The sequence below is a fragment of the Flavobacterium sp. IMCC34518 genome, assembly GCF_027111095.2.
Taxonomy (GTDB): domain Bacteria; phylum Bacteroidota; class Bacteroidia; order Flavobacteriales; family Flavobacteriaceae; genus Flavobacterium; species Flavobacterium praedii.
In genome coordinates this window covers 2483864-2507063 of sequence record NZ_CP114284.2, presented here as the reverse complement: position 1 = coordinate 2507063, position 23200 = coordinate 2483864, and the positions used below count along the sequence as shown (strand labels likewise).

Sequence of the window (23200 nt, the reverse complement as noted above, 5' to 3'; positions counted from 1 at the left end):
TTATTTTTTTTCTGCAATTCTCAATTTAGCACTTCGGGCTCTACTATTCAATTTTATTTCTTCATTATCAGGAACAATTAATTTTCCGATGGTTTTAAAAGGAACGGAGAAATTTCCATAAAAATCACGCTCTGGCTCCCCTTCGAACATTCCATTTTTTATGAATCTCTTCACTAATCTATCTTCTAATGAATGGTACGAAATCACACTCAATCGTCCTTCAGGTTTCAAAATCTCAAGTGATTGTTCCAAAAATTCTTTTAAAACATCCATTTCCTGATTCACCTCAATACGGATCGCTTGATAGATTTGAGCCAATATTTTATTACGAACTCTTTCGGGTAAAAATTTCATCAAGACCTCTTTTAGCTCGTCTGTAGTTTTGATTAACCGATGTTCTCTAGCCTCTACAATTGTTCTTGCCAAAGCTGGTGCATTTTTGAGTTCACCATAATCTAGAAAAACACGTTTAAGATTTGCCTCATCGTATTCATTGACAACCCGATAAGCATTCAAATCATTTTTCTGACTCATTCGCATATCCAAATCAGCATCAAAACGGGTAGAAAAACCTCTTTCAGCAACATCAAACTGATGCGAAGAAACACCCAAATCACCTAAAATGCCATCCACTTCTTTCACACCATAAAAACGCAAAAACCTTTTAATAAATCTAAAATTTTCGTTAATTAATGTAAATCTTTCATCAGGTATAGCATTCGCCAAAGCATCTTCATCTTGATCAAAAGCAAACAATTTACCATTTGGCCCCAGCCTACTCAAAATCTCTTTTGAGTGACCTCCACCACCAAAAGTAACATCCACATAAACTCCATCTGGTTTTATATTCAAGCCATCTACCGAAGCATGAAGCAATACAGGATTATGATATTCCATTTTCGTCGTCATTTAAATTACCCATTACCTCCTCTGCCAAATCTGCAAAATCAACATCTGCACCGTCAATTGATTTTTCATACAAATCCTTATCCCAAATCTCTACAATATTAACTGCAGAAGAAAAAACCACATCTTTAAAAATGCTGGCAAAAACTACTAAATCTTTAGGAACCAACAATCTACCCAGCGCATCAATTTCTACCACTTTGACTCCAGCGGTAAATCGACGAATAAAGTCATTGTTTTTTTTTACGAAACGATTAAGTTTGTTGATTTTTTTCATCATCAAATCCCACTCAACCATAGGATACAATTCCAAACAGGGCTGAAATACAGAACGCTTCAAAACAAAACCGTTTTGAAGCGAGGAAGCCAATTGCTTTTTTAAGGGAGCAGGTAATAAAACCCGTCCTTTTGCATCGACTTTACACTCATATGTCCCTATAATTGTGTCCAAGTGAATTGTATTAATTGTATTAAGCAAAAATATATAAAATATTACCACAATTTACCACTATCTACCACTTTGTTAATAAGTTTAACCACTTTTAACCAAAAACGCTTAGTTTATAGACAATCAGAACATTAGCTTACATCTGATTAATTTGTAAGAAAGAATGTGTTTTGTTAAAAAACACCTATTTTTTAAAAACAAAACACCTTCTTAAAAGGATATATAATCAATTATTTATTAGTTAAAAAATTGACGAAATATTTATTAAACACCATTTTTACCATTGGAGAGAATAAAAGGTTAAAAAAAAGCCACTAAAATTCTTTTTAATTTTATAAACCCTATATTTGTGAAAAATTGAAAATTGTCATTTAAAACATGGAAAAATACTATAAAAAAGAAGGCAAATACGGATATTACGAAGCAGGTGAAGGAATTCCGATTGTCATCTTACATGGTTTAATGGGGGGGCTTAGCAATTTTGACGCTGTGGCCAGTTACTTTTCTAATAAAGGATACAGAATAATAATCCCCGATTTGCCTATTTACACACAAAACATATTAAAAACAAACGTAAAGAGTTTTGCTGTCTATGTAAAAAACTTCATTACTTTCAAAGGATTAGACAGAGTTATACTTTTAGGAAATTCACTTGGTGGTCATATTGCTTTATACCATACCAAAATGTTTCCAGAAAAGGTTTCTGGACTAGTAATTACAGGTAGTTCTGGACTATACGAAAGTGCCATGGGAGATAGCTATCCAAAACGAGGTGACTATGAATACATCAAGAAAAAAGCCGAAGATGTATTTTACGATCCTAAAATAGCCACTCCAGACCTTATAGACGAAGTATATGCAACCGTAAATGATCGTTTAAAATTGATCAAAACCCTAACTATTGCAAAAAGCGCCATTCGTCACAATATGGCCAAAGATTTACCAAAAATGCATGTACAAACTTGTATTATTTGGGGAAAAAACGACAAAGTTACACCGCCGGATGTTGCCGAAGAGTTCCACAAACTTTTACCCAATTCCACTTTATACTGGATTGACAAATGTGGTCATGCCGCGATGATGGAACAACCAGAAGAATTCAACACACATCTTGAAGACTGGTTGACTCACACTCACCTAGCCGAACACTAATCATAGAAGGAGAAATTTACACATAACACTATGAAAATTAATACCGCCGAATTTGTAATAAGCAACTCAGATGTAAGCAAATGTCCAAAAGATTTCTTGCCTGAATATGCTTTTATTGGCCGTTCCAATGTTGGTAAATCTTCGTTGATAAACATGCTAACCAATCATAAAAAATTAGCAAAAACATCAGGAAGACCAGGAAAAACACAACTAATCAATCATTTTTTGATTAATAACAATTGGTTTTTGGTTGATTTACCGGGTTATGGCTATGCAAAAGTTTCAAAAAAAACAAAATCTATTTTTCAAGAATTCATCACTGATTATTTCGAAACAAGAGAACAATTAGTTTGTGCTTTTGTTTTGATAGACATTCGCCTAGAAGCACAAACTATCGATATTGAGTTTATGTCGTATATGGGAGAAAGTGAAATTCCGTTTTGCATTATTTTTACCAAGGCTGACAAAATCAGTAAAGTAAAAATCGATTCTCATATTGCAGCTTACAAAAAACAAATGTTTGCCAATAATTGGGCTGAAATGCCGCATTATTTTGTGACCTCAGCAACTGAATCCACTGGAAAAGAAGAATTATTAAGTTATATAGACGAAGTGAACCAAGAAGTAAACAAGAATAATTCTGAGTTTTAAAGCTAATTTATGAAACTAAAAACGTATTTCCTTTTTTTTATCTTTTTAACAACTTTATCTTGCTCTACACCTAGATATATTTTAACGAATCAGGGACAAAGCATTGGAGTAGATTTCACAAGGGGAAAATGGCTCTTAAACGAGTTAGATTGTCAAATAGATTGCAAAGAAAAATTAACGTTGGAGACTTTCGAATTTTTCAAAAAAAACCTAAATGACAGTCTGTTTTATATGAAAAATACCAAAGGACTACTTGTGCCCAAAAAAATACCATTAAATCCTAATCAAACTAAGTTAAAAGAATTAAAAGAAGGTACTGGTTTTGATTATTTTATAAACATTTCGACAAAAAGAAATAAAAACGAAATGAACAGCATTGAATTGTACCAAACTGATAATGAAGTGGCAATAAATCAAAGCGAAGTTACTTTAGAAATATATGATTTAAATAGTAAATTAATAATTTATTCTCAGAGAGTAGTGGGTTCTACTTCTAAAGAGAAGAATATATCTGTTTGGCAAACACCTAAATCTGACAAGTTAATTGATAATATCAACTTTTACAAATCAACAAATGGCTTAATGTTAGGAAGTTTAAAGAAAATTCTAAAAGATTTAAAAAAGAAGTCCATAAAGAATTGACACAAAAATTATAATTATCATTTCAAATTGACAAATTTGCTAAAAATCCCAAAACTGAAACGAATTTCAATTTTGGGATTTTTTAATTACAATCAACTCATCAAAAACTAATTCCCTTCATTAAAAGCTACTAATTTTTGAAAATCATTTATTTTTAAATTTCCTTGAACCTTTACAAGCAAAACTTGAGAATCATTTTCAAGTTCAACTATAACTTCTTTCAACTGTTCTCCTTTTTCAAAAGAAAAAATACAGATTTTTTCATTTCCTTTTGTGGTATATACTATTTCCTCAAAATTATTTTTCTTTAAAAAAACATCAAAATTGGATTTTAAAAACGCAGGATTGGATTTGGAAACCAAAACCTGATATTTTTTTATTCCTGAAACCTGTTTAGTAAATTCTCTAAATTCCTTGTCCCGAATGAGCGTATTGATTACAAAAGCCGAAACGCCAAAAGAGATAGCAACCTCATCTTTATTTTTTTTTTTGAATGTTTCATAAGGTGTCTTGGTTCCACAGGATAACAAAACAAACACTATCGATAGTACAAATAAATTCTTCATAATTACTGTTTAAAAAAAAGACGACTAAACCTATCTTTTGTAACAGACAATTATAAAAAAAGATAAAAACTATTGTTTCAAATCCAACTTTTCTGCAAAATAATCACAAAAATCAAGCATTGTATCCGACATTTTCTCATCATTTGTCGCTCTTTTAAAAGTCTCTGCCATTGAAACCAATGTTTGATGGAAGAAAATTTTCATTTCATCAACAGGCATTTCTTTAGTCCACAAATCGATACGCATACTTTCTTTGGCTTTGCTATCCCAAACATTTAGCATAATTGCTTTTGTTTCTGAAAGCGCGACACCACCATCTTCTGCTGTCCAAAAAAGTTTTTCTGGAACACGGTTTTCGTCTAATTCAACTAAAAACTTTATTTCTGAGGTTTTATTATTTGTCATTATTTTTTGGGTTTGTATTTTGATTTTTCGAAAATTTCTTTGGCATCCATTTTTAGTAATTCATCTATTTTTACATCATTATTTTCCATATATGAACGCACTATTTGCCAACCCATCCAAGAACCAATTTGGCCTGGAGAATCATTATCAATTTCCAAGTAAAATTTAGAAAAAGGAGCCGGATCAATAAAACGAGAAGTTAACTTTTGTTCATCGCTAAACAGCATTTCCTTTTCAATAAAATAGCGCCAAATATAACTCTCATTTTCTTGACACCAAACTATTTGCTCAGGGGTATAACCCATTTTTTCCGCATCACTGTATTCTGGTAATAAAATATCTTTTAGATAGAGTTGTTTTCCAAAATAAATCATTTTAGACAGCAAATTCTTTTCCACTGGAGGAGCGATTTTACCGGTAGAAAAACTACTTACAACATCTGGCATCATCTGTCTTTCTTCAAAATTTTGTTTGAGATACTTTGGAAAAGTATAGAACTTATGATCCTTACCCAAATACAATTCTAGTGAAATTATAACTAGTGAATCAGCATAAATCGCTTTATTCGAACAATCCATATCTGAGATCAATGTGATCACTTTTGGTGTTTTAGTCTTTGGAAAATAGTATTTTAAATGTTGCACTAACTCTTCAACATTTTTTTGAATTCCATCTGCTGTTGGATATTTTTTTTGAACCTCAGTATAAACTTCTCTCCAAATTGGTGCATTCATCTTATTCAACCAAACTGAATCGTTTATTTGTGGATTAAAAAAATAAGGATATTGTTTTTTTAATTTTGCCAAATCATTTGGAGACGTTTCGAAAAATTGCTTATCAAAACGTTCCACTTTTATTTCAACAGGAGCCTCTTCAATAGCTTTTTCGATTTTACTTTTTTGATCACAGGAACAAAAAACAAAAGAAATCACCAAAGGCAAAAGAAATAACTTCATATATTATTTTTATTTATTAGAGTTTAAAATATAGAACACCATTAAATTTAGAAACTATTTATCTGAAACAAATTTGTTATTAATGACGAATTCCTATTTATTTTATTAATTTATCAATACAAAAATATATTTACCGTATAATTCATAAATCTTCATCCCTTTTTTCAACCGATTTAAAACATACAACATGAATTGTATTATTTTATATAAATTTGTTTCGAAGGAAAACTATAAAAATTTTGCTTAATTTTTTTGCAAATATACATTCCTGCTTTTTAAAACTTAAACTATTATGATTAAAAAAAGAACTCTTCAAATCGAAAAAGTAAATACTCATATTGTAGAATGGCTAAAAAGCTATGCTGAAACGGCAAAAGTTAATGGATTTGTTATTGGAATTTCAGGCGGAGTAGATTCTGCCGTAACCTCAACCCTCTGTGCACAAACAGGTTTGAAAGTATTGTGCGTTGAAATGCCAATTCATCAGGCACTTAGTCATGTTACTAGAGGTCGTGAGCACATTGAACAATTAAAAAAACGATTTCCAAATGTTAGCAGTGTTGAAGCAGACTTAACATCGGTTTTTGAAGATTTTAAAAAACAAGTTCCAGAAACAAGTGATTTACACAAGTCAAATTTGTCTCTAGCCAACACTCGTTCCCGACTAAGAATGACTACATTATATTATTTTGCTGGAATTTATGGACTATTGGTTGCTGGAACAGGAAATAAAGTAGAAGATTTTGGAGTGGGTTTTTATACCAAATATGGAGATGGTGGAGTAGATTTGAGTCCAATTGCAGATTTAATGAAATCGGAAGTATATGAACTAGGAACATATCTTAAAATTCCAAGTTCAATTTTAACAGCTGCCCCAACAGATGGATTATTTGGAGATGACCGAACTGATGAAGACCAAATTGGAGCAAGTTATGATGAATTGGAATGGGCGATGCATGTAACTGATTCAAATACAGAAAGTAATAATTTAACAGAACGAGAAAAAGAAGTTTTAAAAATCTACAAAAAACTCAATAAAAATAACCAACACAAAATGAATCCGATACCAGTTTGCACTATAAACTGTTAAAAAAAAATATTTTGTCCGAAAAATTAGACTTATATAAAATATTTTTTTTAATTTTATATCTTCAAAAACAATCCTAAAACTAAATACCATGATTAAAGTTTGTTTAGCAGATAATTATCCTGTAGTGCATTTTGGAATAAAATCGTACTTCAAAGACCATTCCGAAATCTCCATCGTTGCAAATGTTGGAAATTTTGCAATGGTAAAAGACATCCTTCTTACCAAAGAAATAGATGTTCTTGTTTTAGATCTAGAGCTAGAAGGCCTAGCTAGTATTTTCGAAATCAAATCGATTTTGAAAAATTTCCCTAAGACAAAAATCATTATTTACAGTGGTCTTTCAGAACAGATTTACGCTCCAAATGCTATTAAAGCAGGAGTTTCCGGTTTTGTTCACAAAACCGAAAAACTGGAAACTTTAGGTCAATCGATCATTAAAGTAAACCAAGGTAAAATCATCATGAACGAAACAGTGATGAAAAACATTGCTTTGATAGCCAAACAAAGCAAAAGCGAACGTTTGTACAGAAAACTATCAAACCGTGAAGTTGAAGTATTGCGTTATTTAAGTGATGGTAAGAAAAACCATGAAATCGCTGAAATTTTGTCGCTGAACGAAAAAACAATCAGTACTTACAAATTACGATTGTTAACCAAATTAAACGTTACGAATCTAGTAGATTTAGTAAATAAAGCTAAAACTTTGGAGATCGTTTAACTGTATCGCGACATTACTCTTCCTAATTTTTTTGAAAACGAATTTATTAGTTTGTAGTAATCCATCGCCATAGACATAGACTCTGTATTATCTGAACCTGGTTCATTTGATACAGAGTTTTTTAATTCATCTATGATTTTATCTACCAAATACCATCTCATTGTCAAAATAGTTTCTGAAACATATTGACTGATCGTCTCATTCTTTGTTTTAGGTATAATGTTTTGTCCTTCCCAATTATGCAAAACAACTCTTTCGTCTTCCATTAATATATCGGTAACTTCTTGAGCGAAGTCAGAATTGAGATGCATTAAATATCTTTCGATTTCTAAATTTTCATTTTTAAGGAAATACTGAATTAAATCATTGAAAATATCACGAAATAAAGGATTTGCAAGCTCGACTTCATCTTCCTGCAAACTCAAATAAATTCTCTGATAGACTTTATATTCTTTTTTTTCCGTTACCGTTTCGATTTCTCCACCTTCATTGGTTTTTAAGTATACATCTTCAAATTCTTCCGTTTTATTTCCATATAAGAGAAGAATTTCAATAATTTTTCGCTCCAAACGATACAATACATCAACTTTTGAAGTCTCGACTGGATTTTCGTTTTTTACAATTTCGAAAGCCTTTTGTTCCTGTTTTGCTTTTTTCCCAACTTCAGAAACATCTTTTTGGACCATTTGTGCCAATGTACTCGTCAAAACTTGTTCCGAAATATCCATAATTCTGGAACACTCCTGAATATAAATTTCACGTTGGATTCTATCTGGTATTTTAGAAATACTAGTAACCATATCCCGAATCAAATCGGCTTTCTTTATCGGATCATTTTTGGCATCATCCATTAAAAGCGATGCTTTGAACTGAATAAAATCCTTAGCATTTGTATCCAAATAGGAAACTAAATTTTCGTAGGACGTTTTTCTGGCAAAACTATCTGGGTCTTCACCATCAGGAAACGCACAAACTCTCACGTTCATTCCTTCTTCAAGAATCAAATCGATTCCACGAATAGAAGCACGAAGTCCTGCTGCATCACCATCAAAAAGAACGGTAATATTTTTGGTCAATCGATTAATTAACCGAATTTGATCTGGCGTAAGCGCAGTACCCGAAGATGCAACAACATTTTCTATACCCGATTGATTAAACTGAATAACATCAGTATATCCTTCAACCAAAAAACAATTATTTAGTTTGGCAATAGACTGTTTGGCTTGAAAAATACCATATAATACTTTACTTTTATGGTAAATATCACTCTCAGGAGAATTTAAATATTTAGCTGCTTTTTTATCATTAGTCAAAATTCGACCTCCAAAACCAAGCACCCTTCCTGACATACTTTGAATAGGAAACATCACTCTGCTTTTGAAACGGTCAAAGGGGCGATCTTCTCTAGCAATGGTCAAACCCGTACTTTCAAGAAACTCCATTTTATACCCTTTACCTAGTGCTTCTTTGGTAAAAGCATCCCATGTTTCGGGTGAATATCCCAAAGCAAACTTTTTGATAGTTTCGTTTGTAAAACCACGTTCTTTAAAATAAGAAAGTCCAATAGCTTTTCCCTCCTCTGAATTCAATAAGATGTCCTGAAAATATGTTTTGGCAAACTCAGACACAAGATACATACTTTCCCTTACATCAGTTATCTGTTTTTCTTCGTCTGTTTGCTCGGTTTCTTCAATTTCAATATTGTACTTTTTAGCCAAATAACGAATGGCTTCTGGATATGTAAAATGAGAATGTTCCATCAAGAAAGCAATAGAATTTCCACCTTTTCCTGAGCTAAAATCTTTCCAAATCCCTTTTACAGGCGAAACCATAAACGAAGGAGAACGTTCATCCGAGAATGGACTTAGCCCCTTAAAATTACTCCCAGCGCGTTTTAACTGAACAAAATCACCAATAACCTCCTCTACTCGAGCAGTTTCAAAAACGGTATCTATAGTTGCTTGTGATATCAAAATTATATGAATATTTAATTGCAAAAAGCTCGAAAAATCGAACGAATACAAAAATACACAAATCAAACTTCATAATTCAAAATAAAAAAAGTGCTTCATCACTGAAACACTTTTTAAATTGAAACAAATTACTAATCATTAATTAAAATCGAAACGAATTCCTAACGAAATATTATTTTGATCTACTGGATTGTTTTCAAATAAAGGTTGCAGATCATATTTTAAATACAAACTTGTTTCTTTATACCCTATATAAGTACTCAAGCCGTAATTAAAGTCGTTTACATTATAGTTCCCTTTAATTTTTTGGTCTACACTATTTCCTATATTATCATCAAAACAAAATATCTGTTTCGATTTAATACGGAAACCTGCATAACCTCCTAATCCAACTCTCCAACTTTTATGTGTTTTAAAATAATCGGTATCCTCTCGAATTTCTTTCTTACTAAAATCAAATTCCAAATGCATCGGAACCATGATATATACATTTCTGAAACGAGATTCATCCAAATGAACCGAACTTGCAACCAAATTGGTTTGAGCTCCATTTTTCTCAAAATATCGGTTATCGGTGGCTCTTAAATTATTATACATCAATGACATTCCATATTTAAAATGCAACAGATTATCCTCTTTTAAAATTCTGGTATTAGACGTAAAACCCCATTCATAAAAATGCGATTTCCAATATTTAAAATCCGAATTTGCTACTTGTTTATCTGTAACTAAATTATTGGCACCAAAAGCAAACACAAACTGAGAAGTCGTTCTTTTTTCACCTTTATTGACTTTCTTTTCAAAAAAATCTTTTGGAAATTTGATTGAAATTGAAGCTGAGGAATCTTTAGATACACTTTTTAACTTCCCATCCACTTTATCTTGAACAATTTGATGCAGTTCTTCCTCAAGTTTTGCTACTTGATCTTCAATTGCAATTGCTGAAGCTTCGGCAAATGCTTTCTTCTTTTTATCGGCATCGTCCAGTCCAATTTTATTTTCAGATAACTGAACATTTATTTCTTCTACCTGAATTTTAAGTTTTTCTTTTTCGCTTTTTACAACAGCTTCAATTTTAGAAGCAATTTCTTTTGTTCTGTTTTCGAATGAATTTTGGGCATATATTTTGCTCGCAAAAAGACATACCAATGTTGCTAAGTAAATTTTTAAATTTCTCATGATTGTTTTTTAATTAAAAGGATTGATGATTTATTCTGAATTTCTATTGCTCAAAGCTACCGTTGCCATTTTTATTTTTTTATTAACCACTTTGAGTGCTTTTTCTCTAAAACTAAGCTCTAATTCACCATCTACTTGTGAAAGCAATTCCTTAGAATCAACCTTTACATTAGATTGAAAAACCTCAGTATTCTCATTTTTAGAAAAAGAATCTACAGATGCTAATAGTTCGTCAACATTAACATACTTAGATTTTCGAAGAACATTTTTTTGTTCTGTTTTTTGATTGATGATTGAAATCTGTTGTTCTTGATTTGTTGCTTTTTGCTCAAATTGATTATCAGTATTTTCGAAAACAATATTTTCATTTTCCTTTGGTAATTTTTTTATAACCTCAGAAGGTACTGAAAAACTACTTTTCAAATTTATTCTTTTGGAACTGGTTAAAGGTTTTGAAATTGATTTTACTTCAGGAACCGTTTTTGAATCAGTAACTACAATATCATTTTTTTTAAAAACAACTTCGTCTTGATTTTGATTAAAATATATACTTCCTATTAACAAAAAACCCAAAAGACTTGCTGCAACATACATCCATTTAAAATTACGTTTGGGTTTTTCAACAATTGTAAGCATAGCATCAAGCCGATCCCAAGAAACAGAAGACGGCATTATCTCCCGTGACGAAAGCTTTTTTTTAAATTGATTTTCAATTGCACTTTTTTTCATTGTTTCTATATTTCTTAATTCAAAAAAATATTCAAATTGTATTACTCAAGAATACTTCTCTTTATTTTTTAAAATAGTAATTTGATTTTTTAAAATTCTTCGAGCATGAGCAAATTGTGATTTAGAAGTACCTTCATTAATAGAAAGCATACTAGCAATTTCTTTATGCTTATATCCTTCAATTGCAAATAAATTAAAAACGATTTTGTAACCATCGGGTAAACTATCAATTAAACTTTGAATGTCTTCAATAGAAAACTGAATATTGGTTTCGTTATCTGTTTCTTCAAAACCAACAGAATCATCTAAAAAATGAACTTTTTTTTGAACCCTAATAAAAGAGACACATTCATTAATCATAATTCTTCGAATCCAGCCTTCAAAACTACCTTTCTTTTCGAATTGTTTTAAGTTTACAAAGACTTTCATAAACGCAGTAATCATAACATCTTCGGCCAGTTGTATGTCTTTTATGTATTGTCTGCAAACACTCAACATTTTTGGAGAAAATTTTGAATATAGGCGTTGTTGTGCCTGCCGATTATTTGCGACTGCCAAATCTATAATTTCATTTTCTTCCTGATATAAATTAATTACTTTCAAAATGTTTAAAAAGTGTTTCTATAACTATAGACGAGAATTAATGTAAAAAGGTTGCATGGATTTAAAAAAAAGTTAAAATTAAAAGCATCATTTAATTTTAAAAATAACACAAATCACTATTTGTAAACAATTTAGAAAATAAAAACTATTTTTTAGTAAGACTCAAAGTTTATTTATTTCTTTCTTTCTATTACGTAATTAACCATTAAAATCAAGGCTGATTTATAGTCGGATTCGGGGTAATCATTCAACAGCAATAATGCTTCCTGTTGAAATTCTATCATTTTATTTTCGGCATAAGCCAATCCGTGATTGTCTTTTACAAAAGTGATAACTTCTTTAACTCTTTTTTTATCTTTATTATGATTTTTTATCGAATTGATCAGCCAACTTTTCTCTTTTGAAGTACAATTATTGAGAACGTGAATAAGAGGCAAAGTCATTTTTTGCTCTTTGATGTCGATTCCAGTTGGTTTCCCAATGGCTTCATCTGAATAATCGAATAAATCATCTTTAATTTGAAAAGCCATTCCGATAAGTTCACCAAATTTACGCATGTTCTCTACTTGAACTGTATCCTCAACAACGGATCTTGCTCCTAATGCACAACATGCGGCGATAAGGGTAGCCGTTTTTTTTCGAATTATTTCATAATAAATGGCTTCTGTGATATCGAGTCTACGGGCTTTTTCAATTTGGAGTAATTCCCCTTCACTCATTTCCCGAACTGCTACTGAAATAATTTTCAATAAATCAAAATCTTCGTTATCAATAGAAAGCAATAATCCTTTGGATAATAAATAATCACCTACCAAAACAGCAATTTTATTTTTCCAAAGGGCATTGATTGAAAAAAAACCTCTGCGGCGGTTGCTATCATCTACAACGTCATCATGTACTAATGTTGCTGTATGTATCAATTCGATCACACATGCACCTCTGTAAGTTCTTTCATTTACTGAACCTTTTGAAACCATTTTTGCCATTAAAAAAACAAACATAGGTCGCATTTGTTTTCCTTTTCTATTGACTATATAATAAGTAATTCGGTTTAAAAGCGCCACTTTGGAAGACATTGATTCGTAGAACTTTTTTTCAAAAAGTTCCATCTCGTAAACTATTGGCTGCTTTATTTGTGTAGTGATATTCATTTAGATGCCAAATATACTATTTTAAATAAAAATACGTTAATCAATTAATATTAAGTGCACGTTATTTGTCCTGAGGCAATATTTAATTTGCAATGTATAACTGACTTCAAATTCTTTTAAAACATGATTAAAACTTTATAAATATAAAAAATTTTAAAGCCCTAATTAATCATAACAATTCTACTCAATAGATTCTAATAGATCAGCATTTTTTTTAACAGCTGATTTAAACCATTTTGAAATTTACAGATCAAACAAGAATTAACAAACCATAAAATTTATAATTATGAAAACTAAAAATTTAATTATTGCTTCATTTATGACAATTGCCTTATTTATTAGTTGCGACTCAACTGATAAAACGGCTGATACACCAACCGCTATTTCTACAGAACAAGTTAATGCTGATGCTAAAATTGATGCTTCTATTAATGATGTCTCTAATATTATTGAAGATCAATTTTTGGTAAAACAAAGCGTTACTAGTAAGTCTGGCGAAAAAATTAAAAGTATTTTGCCTGCTTGCGCAACTGTAACTTGGACGCTAACCAATGGGGATTTTACAGGTTCAATTGATTTTGGAACAGTAGGCTGCGCACTTGACAATGGAAATGTATTGAAAGGAAAAATTACCCTAACTTTCTCTGGTAACTTCGCAACTCCCGAACAAACGATTACGTATACTTTTGATGAATTTTATCACAACGGTAAAAAACTACAAGGAAGCAAAACCATTACCAGATCACTTAAATCTACTGAACTGTTAGCAACTGCTCATCCCGTATTCACTTGTGCTGTAGACATGACCGTGACATTTGATGATGGTTCTGTTTATACTAGAACCGAGAACAAAGTTAAAGAAATGGTAGAAGGTTATGACACTTTGGGCAATTGGGACGATAATGTTTTCCTTGTTACTGGAAGCGGAACTACTACTATGCCAAATGGCGACAAATTATCCAGCATTATCAAAACACCGTTACGTTATGTTATGGCTTGCAAACAACCGTTCCCAGTTGCAGGAACTGTTTTGAAAGTCAAAAATGACATCGAAACTTTGGTTGATTTTGGAAACGGTGACTGTGACAATCTTGCGACAGTAACTACTGGAGGTGTAACAACTACAATTGAATTAAAAAAATAATATCTAACTAGAAATTAGCTATTTACCAAACTAGAAAAAAACCTTAAAAAAGCAGAAATTGCACTTTTAAGGTTTTTTTATTTATATCAACATTATAGCTAGATCTATGCTTCTTTATTGGCCAATTGCCCGCAGGCGGCATCAATATCTTTACCTCGACTTCTTCTTACTTTGACAACAATTCCAATAGCTTCGAGTGCTTTTATATATGCATTTATAGATTCTTCAGAAGCTTGTTGAAACTCACCATCATCAATAGGATTGTATTCGATTAAGTTTACTTTACAAGGTACATATTTACAAAATTTCACTAATGCATCAATCGATGCTTTATCATCATTGATCCCTTTCCAAACCACATATTCATAGGATATTTTGCATTTTGTTTTTCGATACCAATATTCTAAAGATTCTCTTAGATCGGACAAAGAAAAATTTTCGCTAAACGGCATAATTCGAGAACGAATTTCATCAATAGCAGAGTGTAATGATACTGCTAATTTGAATTTCACATCATCATCGGCTAATTTTTTAATCATTTTAGGAATACCCGAAGTGGAAACCATTATTCGTTTGGGAGACATTCCCAAACCTTCTGGAGAAGTAATCATTTCAATGGCTTTCAAAACATTATTGTAATTCATAAGCGGTTCTCCCATTCCCATAAAAACAATATTAGACAACGGATGATTGTGATACAATCTACTTTCTTTATCGATAGCAATAACTTGGTCGTAAATTTCGGCAGGTTCTAGATTGCGCATTCGTTTCAAACGAGCGGTTGCGCAAAAATTACAGTCTAAACTACAGCCTACTTGACTTGAGACACAAGCTGTTGTTCTTGTTTGAGTAGGAATCAACACACTTTCGACAACCAAACCATCATGCAAACGAACTGCATTCTTTACCGTTCCGTCTTCAGAACGTTGCATGGTATCTACTTTGATATGATTGATCACAAAATGTCCTTCTAACATAGCACGAGTATTTTTGGACACATTAGTCATATCTTCAAAATGATGTGCTCCTTTACTCCATAACCATTCATAGACTTGATTTCCTCGAAAGGGTTTATCTCCGTTGGTTACAAAAAAATCTCTCAATTGATCTTTAGATAGGGCTCGTATGTCTTTTTTCTCGATTTGCATGGTGCAAATTTAATGACAATTTGTTGAATTATTTCATCAATTCGCAGAAATGCTCATGTGTTGTTTTGATAATTTGATAACTTTGACAAAAATTAGAAAAATGCATTTTATCTCCCAAGAATTAGAAGATTATATTGAGCAACACTCCGAAAAAGAGCCTACATTATTAGCGGCTTTAAACAAAGAAACCTATCAAAAAATATTGTTACCTAGAATGCTTAGCGGTCATTTTCAAGGAAGGGTTTTGAGTATGTTGTCTAAATTGATTCGACCAGTAAATATTTTGGAAATCGGTACATACACAGGTTATTCCGCATTATGCCTGTGTGAAGGTATGCAAGAGAACGGGCAATTGCACACGATAGATATCAAGGAAGAATTGGTTGATTTTCAGCGCAAGCATTTTGACAAATCGCCTTGGGGTAAACAAATTGTACAGCATTTGGGTGAAGCCGTTGCCATTATTCCTAATTTAGATATAAAATTTGACTTGGTTTTTATTGATGCTGACAAAGAAAATTACCTGAATTATTTTGAAATAATTGTACCAAAAATGAACAAAGGAGGAATTATTTTATCCGATAATGTATTGTGGAGCGGAAAAGTATTAGAGCCTGTTCATCCCAACGATGTAAGCACCAAAGTCCTAATAGAATACAATCAATTACTTAAAAATGATCCAAGAGTAGAAACGGTTTTATTACCTATTCGTGATGGATTGACGGTGAGTAGGGTAATTTAAGATTTTAGATTGCAGATTTGGTGTTACTAAATATGAAATTGTCTGTTTTATGAGGTCTTTTACATCTAAAATCTTTAAATCGTTAATCAAAAATCTTAAATCCTTTGTACTGCCCATTGGTAGGCTTTATACATTACAAAACCAGTAATTAATCCGCACAAATACCCAGAAAATATGTCTAAAGGATAATGCAAACCCAAATAAATACGGCTGTAAGCAAAAATTAATGGCCATAGAAAAAGCAGTCCGAAATACTTAAATTGTTTCTTAAAAATAAGATACAAAAAGGTTGATACCGCCATAGTATTAGCAGCGTGCCCAGAGAAAAAACTAAAAGAGGTACGCACTTGAACGACTCTTATAAAAGTATTGATTTCGGGGTTATTACAAGGTCTAATTCTTTGAAAAGTGTATTTGAACAGATTGGTTATTTGATCTGTAGCCAAAACCAAAACAGCAACAAAAAGCAATAAATACCCTGTTTGCTTGATTCCTAATTTTCTATATATAAGGTAAAACAATAAGAGAAAAAAGGGAATCCAATTGACTTGTTTGGTTATGATTAACCAAACTCCATCATAGGTTTCGGATCCTAAACTGTTTAGATAAATAAATAATTGAGTATCTAGCGCGAGTATTTTTTCTAGCATTACATCTGACGTTTTACGGGGCCAGTTATATCGTCTATTAATGGAGTCCCATCTGCATTGACAGTTCCGCTTATAACGCTATCCTTGGTTTTATTAATTTCGGAAGAAAATGTATCTGTAATTCCGTTAAAAGTGTTAGTCGTTTCTCCTAAAAGATTTGATTTGGCTTTATTAATTTCAGAATTGATATTTCCGGTTAAATCATTCAAAGTTTTTTGGTCAAAACCATTTGCTTCAGCACCTTTTTGAATTTCACTCTTAATATCATTAGTAGCATTTTTAAGTTGAGCCATAGCTTTCCCCATAGTACGCGCCATTTCAGGAACTTTATCAGAACCAAAAAGCATCAATACGATAAACATGATAAAAACTAATTCTCCTCCTCCTATTCCAAACATAATTTTTGCTTTTTAATCTGACAAAGATATTAAAATTTCAAACTTAGTCTTTTAATTATTTCATAAAAAAAATTGCTAAGATTCTAAGTTTTTCAGACTACACGTCTTCGTTTAACTTATAAAATCTTAGCAACTTAGAACCTTAGCTTAATTACTTTAAATTAATCAAATTTAGATTTTGTTTCCACTTTTGGCCAAGTATTGTTAGATACATCAACATCAGCAGTTTCAAGTTTTGGATCAATTTGAATTTGTTTTATGGCCTTAGTGGTAGCATATACTTTTTTGGCTATTTCGTTATTCTGTCTCCAAATTTGTGCTGGATATTTGTAATTATCTACAGATCCATCTTCATATGTGATTTGAACAATAATAGGCATTGGCATTCCTCCAGGCTTATTAAACTCCACTTCGTAAAAGTATTTTGGATTTTTTAAATTGGTTTTTTCTTCCGCTGTAAGTTTTTGATTTATATATTCAGCAAGTGAACTTACTTCATCAATTTTAAACGGCTTCTTTATATTAGGATCCAATTCAGAATTATCGTTTGCAATTAAATACACAAACGGCCCTTTATCTTGCCCAAATCTACCTTTTCTAACTTTTGCATCTTTCAAAGCAATTGTTGGCGTTTCGGTAACATAATATTGTTTTACCTCATTAATTCCTATGTCAACAAAGTCAGTTGAATAAAACCAACCTCTAAAAAACCAATCCAAATCGACTGCCGAAGCATCTTCCATGGTTCTAAAAAAGTCTTCAGGAGTTGGATGCTTGAATTTCCATCTGTTAGCATACATTTTGAACGCATAATCAAACAACTCACGACCCATTATTGTTTCTCTCAAGATATTAAGTCCTGCTGCTGGTTTTCCATATGCATTGTTGCCAAACTGAATGATATTTTCAGAATTTGACATAATTGGTTCCAAGAATTTTTGATCACCGCTCATGTATGGAACAATATTCTTGGCTGGCCCACGTCTGGAAGGGAAATTTGTATTCAACTCTTGTTCCGCCATGTATTCCATAAAAGAGTTTAATCCTTCGTCCATCCATGTCCACTGACGTTCATCAGAATTGACAATCATCGGAAAAAAATTGTGTCCCACTTCATGAACTACAACTCCAATCATTCCATTTTTAATTTGTTCACTAGTCTTTCCGTTTTCGTCTGGACGACCAAAATTCCAACAAATCATAGGATATTCCATTCCTTGATCTTCTGCCGAAACAGAAACTGCTTTTGGATACGGATAATCAAAAGTATGAGAAGAATAACTTTTTAAAGTATGAGCCACTGTCATCGTTGAAGTTTCTCCCCAAAGCGGATTAGCTTCTTTTGGATATACCGATTCTGCCATAACTACTTTTCCGCTCAATTGAACCGCCATCGCATCATAAATAAATTTTCTTGAAGATGCTATTCCGAAATCTCTAACATTTTTGGCACTAAATTTCCAGGTTTTCTTTTGATTGGAAAAACCTTTTTCCGCAGCTTCGGCTTCTGCTTGCGTTACAATAACCACAGGTTTATCAAAGGTTTTTTGAGCCAAAGCATATCTTTTAACTTGTTCTGGCGTAAAAACTTCGCTTCTATTTATTAATTCACCTGTAGCATCAACCACGTGATCTGCGGGTACCGTAATATTTACATCAAAATTTCCAAATGGCAAAGCAAATTCTCCACCACCCCAAAACTGCATGTTTTGCCAACCTTCGACATCATTATAAACAGCCATTCTTGGATAAAATTGAGCAATGACATACAGCCTATTACCTTCTTTTTCAAACAATTCATATCCGGAACGACCTCCATCTTGTTGGTAATTATTGATATTGTACCACCATTTTATAGAGAATGAAATACTGGTTCCTGGTTTCATTGGAGTTTCCAAATTGATTCGCATCATCGTTTGATTAATGGTGTAAGACAATGGACTACCTTTTACATCTTTTACATATTCGATATTGAAACCACGTTCTAAACCCGGTTTTAAATACTCATTGGTAAATTTATTAACCGGCAAAACTTGTTCGATTTTTTCGTTTTCAACCAATGGAGACTGCGAATTTTTAGCAGCTTGATTTTGATCCAATTGAATCCACAAATACTCTAAATTATCTGGAGAATTGTTGTAATAGGTAATAGTTTCGGAACCACTCAGTTTCGCGTTTTTATCATCTAGTTCCACATCAATTTTATAATCAGCTTGTTGCTGGTAATAAGCTGGTCCTGGAGCACCCGAAGCAGTACGAAACATATTGGGAGTAGCCAATAAATCATACATTTGGCTAAACTTGTTGGTATCGTATTTACCTTGCTGTTTGACAGCTGGCGTTACTGTTTTTTCTTGTGCCAATAAAATGGTAGGAAGAATAAATAATAAAGAAATGGTTCTCATAAACTAAAATTGGAGTTTTTATAGGCCGTGAAAATACCATTTTTAAACAGAATTGTTAATATTCCTCAATATTTTAACACTTGTTTAGTAGAAGTTTCTGTAAAAAGAAAACTATTTTTCTTTCCGTAAGCATTAATATGCATAATGTTTTGTTGCTCTGAGAAACAATCCAGCAATAAGGAATTAAAAATTTCGACTGAATTAATTTTTGATAAATCTTTACAATTTAAATAGCAAACTAATACATCACCATCCATTTCTTTACTTAAAAAATGTATGGGTTTTGAAAGACCATTCACCTTAATAGTCAATTTTTCAGAAAAATATTTCTTTAAAAGATCAATTGATTCGACTGTTTCCTTATCGTTACCTATACAGACCTTTTTATTGTATTTTTTCTCTAAAGCTTTATTAAGATCGTCAATAAAAATGCGAGAGGTAATTTGAAGCATTTTCTTTTCGGGCACATAATTTATTTGGTAAATAGCCATATAAAATTTGTGAACACCAAAACTGCTCATAAAAAACGTCAATAATACAAGAGAAATTGCTATTCTTTTTTTCATTTTTCTAAAGTAGCAATATTTTTGAATTCCCTGTTTTTAGTAATCAAAAAATCCATTATTTCAAATTGTTGATTAGTTTTGGAAAAAGTTTTAGCTTTTGGATCGTTTTCACAAAACAATAAGAAAAGCCCAATTTCGTCATCTTTTAGTTTTAAATCATCTGTAAAGAAAGAATAATTAACATTCTGCATCGCTAGAGTAGTAAAACTAATCTCTGAAACCAAATCCTCTTTTGTTGGATTGCTTTTTAACAGATTCCTAAAAATCTTATGGTAAACTCGAATTACGTCCATATTATTGGGATCACCTGTACCAGTAGGCATCATTAAAATATTGTCTGGAGAAGATTGTCGGTCATCGTAATATTGTTTGTCTACAATTTTTTGAGAATTTGCAAATTCAGGATGTGGTCCATGTTTGGCATAAACAACAACCGATAGTAATTGCGTCGCAACAGCATTCAGTTTTATTCTATAAAATGAAGATGCTATATCGGATTGTGACAGCACCACTTTTTTACTTTTAAAACCTAAACTAGTAAAAACTAAGGTATCATTAACTTTGGCCAATATGCTAAAAAACCCTTTTGTGTCAATAACTGATCCTGTTTTTGCATTTACATTAAAAACCAACCCGTTTTCGATGGCAATAGAATCGTTTACCACTTTTCCATGCACTGTTTTTCGAGTCAATACTTGACCTAAACAAAGTTGACAACTCAATAACAAAACGAAGATCACTACTACATTTTTCATTTACAATCACTTAAAGATTAAACAGGCAATATAAAGCAATTTTCAATTTAAACATTGCCTTTTCACTTATTAAAATTACAACTTTATTTTATTCTTAGCCCTTTGAACAACTGTTATTTTTTTAAAAAAGCAACAAAACAAAGGTTTGTATAAAAAAATTATCTCTTATTTAACTCTTTATTTAATTCTAAAAAACTTTTGAATTCACGATTTTTGTTAACCAAAAAATCCACAACTATAAATTTAGCATTGCTTATGAAAATCACTTTCCTTTACCATTGGTTTCACAATAAATCAGAAAAAGATCAACAATTTAAGTTGGCCCAAAAACAACTTTATACTATTAAAATTAGTACCCTATAAACATTATTCTTCTATTCTAATTTTATTATAAACAGTTGCTAAATTAGTAATAAGAAACATAGACATTGTTTTGTTTTTAAAGTTTAAAGACTCAACAAATTCAGGATCTTCCACACAATAGTACTGAAATCCTTTGATAAGTTCCTGAGGTATTTTCAAGGTATTTGTATAATATTTATTCCCAAAAAGATATTCCATTTTCTTTAATAAAAGTTCCTTTTTTTCTATCTCAACATTCATTTTAAGAACATCTCTTTCTCCTGAAATAAAATTAAAAAAACCTTGAACGCCACCAGAACCAGAGTACAATCGTCGTTCTTGAGGAGTGAATTTAATTTGTCCTTTTGGAATAATCCCTAAATTTTCAGCGGTAATATTGGCGTATTTATTGATTATTACTTCATCCAATTCGATAGCATTAAAAGTCATATTAACTTCCAACGCTCCTGATTCATACTCAAATTTGTAAACATATTTCCGAAGAAGTTTATAATCAATTCCTGAAAAACTTAAAATATCACCCACTTTTGCCTGAATAGAGAAACAGCCCTGAGCATCAGAGACAGCTATCATTTTATTAGTAAAATTAAACACACTGATTCCTGCCAATTTGGTAGAATCGGAAGCAATTATACCCGTAATTACTTTATCTTCTTTAACTTGAGCAATCATAAACTGAAACCCATTAAACAAAAACAATAGTATTAAAATTTTCTTCATATTATTAATTGAAATCATTGAACTTCAGTATCTGTTGCCTTATCTTTATTAAATTTAGTAGCCAATCCAACTATTAAAAACATACACATTGTTTTATTTTTTCCTTTTAAAGATGCTACAAAATCAGGATCCTCAATACAGTAATATTGAAAACCTCTTACATAATCTTTAGAAATTTTTAAAGTTTCCAAATAATATTTATCCTCAAATAGGGTTTGTAATTTGAGCATTAAAAACTCTTTTTTCTCGACAGAAACTGCTTTTTTAAGCATTTTTGTTCTTCCACTAATCGCATTCAAAATTGGGTCAACTGCCAAAGCTCCACCCAATACACCCAACAAGTGTGTCGGCTTAAAATCTCCTGCGGTTTGCAATTTTCTTTCTGCAGGGGTCAATTTTATTTGATTTTTAGGGATTATTCCTAAATTCTCAGCAGTAATATCAGGACGCGTATTTATAAAAACTTCGTTTAATTCGATACTTTTTGGAGTTAAATCAACAAGTATATTTCCAGTTTTAAATTCTTTAGTATTGATATATTTTCGCAAAGTTTCATAATTAACAGCCGAGAAGCTCAAGATATCTCCTTCATTAACCAAAATCGAAAACGAGCCATTGGAGTCTGAAACCACCATATTTATATTGGAAGTATTTAAGATATTTATACCCTCTAATGGAATCCCATTCGAAGAAACCTGTCCTTTGATCCTTTTAGCTAAAGTTACTTGAGCAGTTACACCAACGGATGCAAGCAAAAACAATAGTGAAAAAGTAAAATTATATTTCACAAGCTATTTATGTTTATAATGAGTACTTTTTTTAACAACAACTCTATTTTCTAAAACACAGCAGGCTTGTTTTGTATCATTTTTTTTTAAATGAAAATTAGCTTTCCGCTTATTAAAACAATCATTTTCAAAAAATTCTTGTGACTGTATTTGTAAGCTTAACGAAATAAATAACGGAATTAAAAAAAGTAAAACTTTTGCCATAGTCACAATTATAAAGTGTAAAAGTATCCCAAACCCATCCAAATTAATTATTAATGGTTTGGTAAAAGTTTGTTAATTAAAAAATGATTATTTCATTAAAAAACCAATCGTTTTATACCTTTACTTAAAATTTTACAAAGTAAAAAAA

The 23200-nt window shown here is 31.4% G+C and carries 25 protein-coding genes; 7 read left to right on the top strand and 18 right to left on the bottom strand.

What is annotated here, in order from left to right:
- Together rsmH and OZP06_RS10575 are read right to left on the bottom strand one after the other, a co-directional pair.
- Window positions 1-909, bottom strand: coding sequence for a 16S rRNA (cytosine(1402)-N(4))-methyltransferase RsmH (rsmH, locus tag OZP06_RS10580; RefSeq protein ID WP_281237924.1), 909 nt, complete (start codon window positions 907-909; stop codon window positions 1-3).
- Window positions 884-1357, bottom strand: a complete 474-nt coding sequence (locus tag OZP06_RS10575; RefSeq protein WP_281237925.1) for a division/cell wall cluster transcriptional repressor MraZ — start codon at window positions 1355-1357, stop codon at window positions 884-886. Before OZP06_RS10575 ends, rsmH begins: the two co-directional genes overlap by 26 nt.
- A 375-nt stretch (window positions 1358-1732) precedes the next feature.
- Here OZP06_RS10575 and OZP06_RS10570 point away from each other — a divergent pair, with 375 nt between their 5' ends.
- Genes OZP06_RS10570 through OZP06_RS10560 form a run of 3 tightly spaced genes read left to right on the top strand, consistent with a single transcriptional unit; the run spans window position 1733 to window position 3799 of the window.
- Entirely contained in the window at window positions 1733-2506 is a 774-nt protein-coding gene (locus tag OZP06_RS10570) for an alpha/beta hydrolase (protein WP_281323698.1), read from the top strand.
- A 30-nt stretch (window positions 2507-2536) separates the two neighbouring features.
- Window positions 2537-3157: a ribosome biogenesis GTP-binding protein YihA/YsxC gene (gene yihA / locus OZP06_RS10565; protein WP_269221814.1), complete on the top strand. Its 621-nt coding sequence runs from the start codon at window positions 2537-2539 to the stop codon at window positions 3155-3157.
- A gap of 9 nt (window positions 3158-3166) precedes the next feature.
- Complete coding sequence (locus tag OZP06_RS10560; RefSeq protein WP_281323697.1) at window positions 3167-3799, top strand: hypothetical protein; 633 nt, start codon at window positions 3167-3169, stop codon at window positions 3797-3799.
- 107 nt (window positions 3800-3906) lie between these two features.
- On the opposite strand, the gene OZP06_RS10555 is transcribed toward OZP06_RS10560, so the two are convergent.
- The 3 genes from OZP06_RS10555 to gldB form a co-directional block, all read right to left on the bottom strand.
- Complete coding sequence (locus OZP06_RS10555; protein ID WP_281323696.1) at window positions 3907-4365, bottom strand: DUF4252 domain-containing protein; 459 nt, start codon at window positions 4363-4365, stop codon at window positions 3907-3909.
- Between the two features lie 69 nt (window positions 4366-4434).
- Window positions 4435-4770 carry a gliding motility protein GldC gene (gldC, locus tag OZP06_RS10550; protein ID WP_281237928.1) on the bottom strand — a complete coding sequence of 112 codons (336 nt, stop codon included), beginning with the start codon at window positions 4768-4770 and terminating at the stop codon, window positions 4435-4437.
- Window positions 4770-5726: a gliding motility lipoprotein GldB gene (gldB, locus tag OZP06_RS10545; protein WP_269221811.1), complete on the bottom strand. Its 957-nt coding sequence runs from the start codon at window positions 5724-5726 to the stop codon at window positions 4770-4772. Before gldB ends, gldC begins: the two co-directional genes overlap by 1 nt.
- Before the next feature lie 292 nt (window positions 5727-6018).
- Between gldB and nadE the strand changes: the two genes are divergently transcribed.
- Window positions 6019-6816 carry an NAD(+) synthase gene (gene nadE, locus OZP06_RS10540; protein WP_269221810.1) on the top strand — a complete coding sequence of 266 codons (798 nt, stop codon included), beginning with the start codon at window positions 6019-6021 and terminating at the stop codon, window positions 6814-6816.
- An 88-nt stretch (window positions 6817-6904) separates the two neighbouring features.
- The gene (locus OZP06_RS10535; protein WP_269221809.1) at window positions 6905-7534 is read left to right on the top strand and encodes a response regulator transcription factor; all 630 of its coding nucleotides are present in this window, start codon (window positions 6905-6907) and stop codon (window positions 7532-7534) included.
- Here the strand turns inward: OZP06_RS10535 and dnaG are convergent.
- From dnaG to OZP06_RS10510, 5 genes are all read right to left on the bottom strand, one after another.
- Window positions 7531-9507: a DNA primase gene (gene dnaG, locus OZP06_RS10530; RefSeq protein ID WP_281323695.1), complete on the bottom strand. Its 1977-nt coding sequence runs from the start codon at window positions 9505-9507 to the stop codon at window positions 7531-7533. The two genes, OZP06_RS10535 and dnaG, sit on opposite strands and share 4 nt — an antisense overlap.
- A gap of 138 nt (window positions 9508-9645) precedes the next feature.
- The gene (locus OZP06_RS10525) at window positions 9646-10686 is read right to left on the bottom strand and encodes a hypothetical protein (RefSeq protein WP_269221808.1); all 1041 of its coding nucleotides are present in this window, start codon (window positions 10684-10686) and stop codon (window positions 9646-9648) included.
- 30 nt (window positions 10687-10716) lie between these two features.
- Window positions 10717-11415, bottom strand: coding sequence for a hypothetical protein (locus tag OZP06_RS10520; RefSeq protein WP_281323694.1), 699 nt, complete (start codon window positions 11413-11415; stop codon window positions 10717-10719).
- A 45-nt stretch (window positions 11416-11460) separates the two neighbouring features.
- A complete protein-coding gene (locus tag OZP06_RS10515; protein WP_281237933.1) occupies window positions 11461-12018 on the bottom strand; it encodes an RNA polymerase sigma factor in 558 nt (185 codons plus the stop codon).
- 173 nt (window positions 12019-12191) lie between these two features.
- The gene (locus tag OZP06_RS10510; RefSeq protein ID WP_281323693.1) at window positions 12192-13169 is read right to left on the bottom strand and encodes a polyprenyl synthetase family protein; all 978 of its coding nucleotides are present in this window, start codon (window positions 13167-13169) and stop codon (window positions 12192-12194) included.
- A gap of 286 nt (window positions 13170-13455) precedes the next feature.
- Between OZP06_RS10510 and OZP06_RS10505 the strand changes: the two genes are divergently transcribed.
- Window positions 13456-14313 carry a hypothetical protein gene (locus tag OZP06_RS10505; RefSeq protein WP_269221806.1) on the top strand — a complete coding sequence of 286 codons (858 nt, stop codon included), beginning with the start codon at window positions 13456-13458 and terminating at the stop codon, window positions 14311-14313.
- A 104-nt stretch (window positions 14314-14417) separates the two neighbouring features.
- Here the strand turns inward: OZP06_RS10505 and rlmN are convergent, their stop codons facing one another.
- Window positions 14418-15461, bottom strand: coding sequence for a 23S rRNA (adenine(2503)-C(2))-methyltransferase RlmN (gene rlmN / locus OZP06_RS10500; RefSeq protein WP_269221805.1), 1044 nt, complete (start codon window positions 15459-15461; stop codon window positions 14418-14420).
- 100 nt (window positions 15462-15561) lie between these two features.
- Here rlmN and OZP06_RS10495 point away from each other — a divergent pair, with 100 nt between their 5' ends.
- Window positions 15562-16203, top strand: coding sequence for an O-methyltransferase (locus OZP06_RS10495; RefSeq protein WP_269221804.1), 642 nt, complete (start codon window positions 15562-15564; stop codon window positions 16201-16203).
- A 95-nt stretch (window positions 16204-16298) separates the two neighbouring features.
- Here OZP06_RS10495 and OZP06_RS10490 read toward each other — a convergent pair whose 3' ends face one another.
- From OZP06_RS10490 to OZP06_RS10460, 7 genes are all read right to left on the bottom strand, one after another.
- On the bottom strand, window positions 16299-16853 hold the full coding sequence (locus OZP06_RS10490; protein WP_269221803.1) for a phosphatase PAP2 family protein: 555 nt from the start codon (window positions 16851-16853) through the stop codon (window positions 16299-16301).
- Window positions 16853-17251, bottom strand: a complete 399-nt coding sequence (locus tag OZP06_RS10485; RefSeq protein ID WP_269221802.1) for a twin-arginine translocase TatA/TatE family subunit — start codon at window positions 17249-17251, stop codon at window positions 16853-16855. Before OZP06_RS10485 ends, OZP06_RS10490 begins: the two co-directional genes overlap by 1 nt.
- Before the next feature lie 161 nt (window positions 17252-17412).
- Complete coding sequence (locus OZP06_RS10480) at window positions 17413-19656, bottom strand: M1 family metallopeptidase (protein WP_281323692.1); 2244 nt, start codon at window positions 19654-19656, stop codon at window positions 17413-17415.
- A 65-nt stretch (window positions 19657-19721) separates the two neighbouring features.
- Window positions 19722-20222 (bottom strand): DUF6702 family protein, encoded by a 501-nt coding sequence (locus tag OZP06_RS10475; RefSeq protein WP_269221801.1) that lies wholly within the window; start codon window positions 20220-20222, stop codon window positions 19722-19724.
- Window positions 20219-20977, bottom strand: a complete 759-nt coding sequence (locus tag OZP06_RS10470; protein ID WP_269221800.1) for a hypothetical protein — start codon at window positions 20975-20977, stop codon at window positions 20219-20221. Before OZP06_RS10470 ends, OZP06_RS10475 begins: the two co-directional genes overlap by 4 nt.
- A gap of 366 nt (window positions 20978-21343) precedes the next feature.
- Window positions 21344-22060, bottom strand: a complete 717-nt coding sequence (locus OZP06_RS10465; protein WP_269221799.1) for a hypothetical protein — start codon at window positions 22058-22060, stop codon at window positions 21344-21346.
- A 14-nt stretch (window positions 22061-22074) separates the two neighbouring features.
- The gene (locus OZP06_RS10460; RefSeq protein ID WP_269221798.1) at window positions 22075-22848 is read right to left on the bottom strand and encodes a carboxypeptidase-like regulatory domain-containing protein; all 774 of its coding nucleotides are present in this window, start codon (window positions 22846-22848) and stop codon (window positions 22075-22077) included.
- Window positions 22849-23200 lie beyond the last annotated feature (352 nt).

Bases quoted from the DNA above. Each gene is read 5' to 3' on its own strand.
- rsmH (WP_281237924.1), bottom strand. From the start codon at position 909: ATGACGACGAAAATGGAATATCATAATCCTGTATTGCTTCATGCTTCG.
- OZP06_RS10570 (WP_281323698.1), top strand. From the start codon at position 1,733: ATGGAAAAATACTATAAAAAAGAAGGCAAATACGGATATTACGAAGCA.
- yihA (WP_269221814.1), top strand. From the start codon at position 2,537: ATGAAAATTAATACCGCCGAATTTGTAATAAGCAACTCAGATGTAAGC.
- OZP06_RS10560 (WP_281323697.1), top strand. From the start codon at position 3,167: ATGAAACTAAAAACGTATTTCCTTTTTTTTATCTTTTTAACAACTTTA.
- OZP06_RS10555 (WP_281323696.1), bottom strand. From the start codon at position 4,365: ATGAAGAATTTATTTGTACTATCGATAGTGTTTGTTTTGTTATCCTGT.
- gldC (WP_281237928.1), bottom strand. From the start codon at position 4,770: ATGACAAATAATAAAACCTCAGAAATAAAGTTTTTAGTTGAATTAGAC.
- gldB (WP_269221811.1), bottom strand. From the start codon at position 5,726: ATGAAGTTATTTCTTTTGCCTTTGGTGATTTCTTTTGTTTTTTGTTCC.
- nadE (WP_269221810.1), top strand. From the start codon at position 6,019: ATGATTAAAAAAAGAACTCTTCAAATCGAAAAAGTAAATACTCATATT.
- OZP06_RS10535 (WP_269221809.1), top strand. From the start codon at position 6,905: ATGATTAAAGTTTGTTTAGCAGATAATTATCCTGTAGTGCATTTTGGA.
- OZP06_RS10525 (WP_269221808.1), bottom strand. From the start codon at position 10,686: ATGAGAAATTTAAAAATTTACTTAGCAACATTGGTATGTCTTTTTGCG.
- OZP06_RS10520 (WP_281323694.1), bottom strand. From the start codon at position 11,415: ATGAAAAAAAGTGCAATTGAAAATCAATTTAAAAAAAAGCTTTCGTCA.
- OZP06_RS10510 (WP_281323693.1), bottom strand. From the start codon at position 13,169: ATGAATATCACTACACAAATAAAGCAGCCAATAGTTTACGAGATGGAA.
- OZP06_RS10505 (WP_269221806.1), top strand. From the start codon at position 13,456: ATGAAAACTAAAAATTTAATTATTGCTTCATTTATGACAATTGCCTTA.
- rlmN (WP_269221805.1), bottom strand. From the start codon at position 15,461: ATGCAAATCGAGAAAAAAGACATACGAGCCCTATCTAAAGATCAATTG.
- OZP06_RS10495 (WP_269221804.1), top strand. From the start codon at position 15,562: ATGCATTTTATCTCCCAAGAATTAGAAGATTATATTGAGCAACACTCC.
- OZP06_RS10490 (WP_269221803.1), bottom strand. From the start codon at position 16,853: ATGCTAGAAAAAATACTCGCGCTAGATACTCAATTATTTATTTATCTA.
- OZP06_RS10485 (WP_269221802.1), bottom strand. From the start codon at position 17,251: ATGTTTGGAATAGGAGGAGGAGAATTAGTTTTTATCATGTTTATCGTA.
- OZP06_RS10480 (WP_281323692.1), bottom strand. From the start codon at position 19,656: ATGAGAACCATTTCTTTATTATTTATTCTTCCTACCATTTTATTGGCA.
- OZP06_RS10475 (WP_269221801.1), bottom strand. From the start codon at position 20,222: ATGAAAAAAAGAATAGCAATTTCTCTTGTATTATTGACGTTTTTTATG.
- OZP06_RS10470 (WP_269221800.1), bottom strand. From the start codon at position 20,977: ATGAAAAATGTAGTAGTGATCTTCGTTTTGTTATTGAGTTGTCAACTT.
- OZP06_RS10465 (WP_269221799.1), bottom strand. From the start codon at position 22,060: ATGAAGAAAATTTTAATACTATTGTTTTTGTTTAATGGGTTTCAGTTT.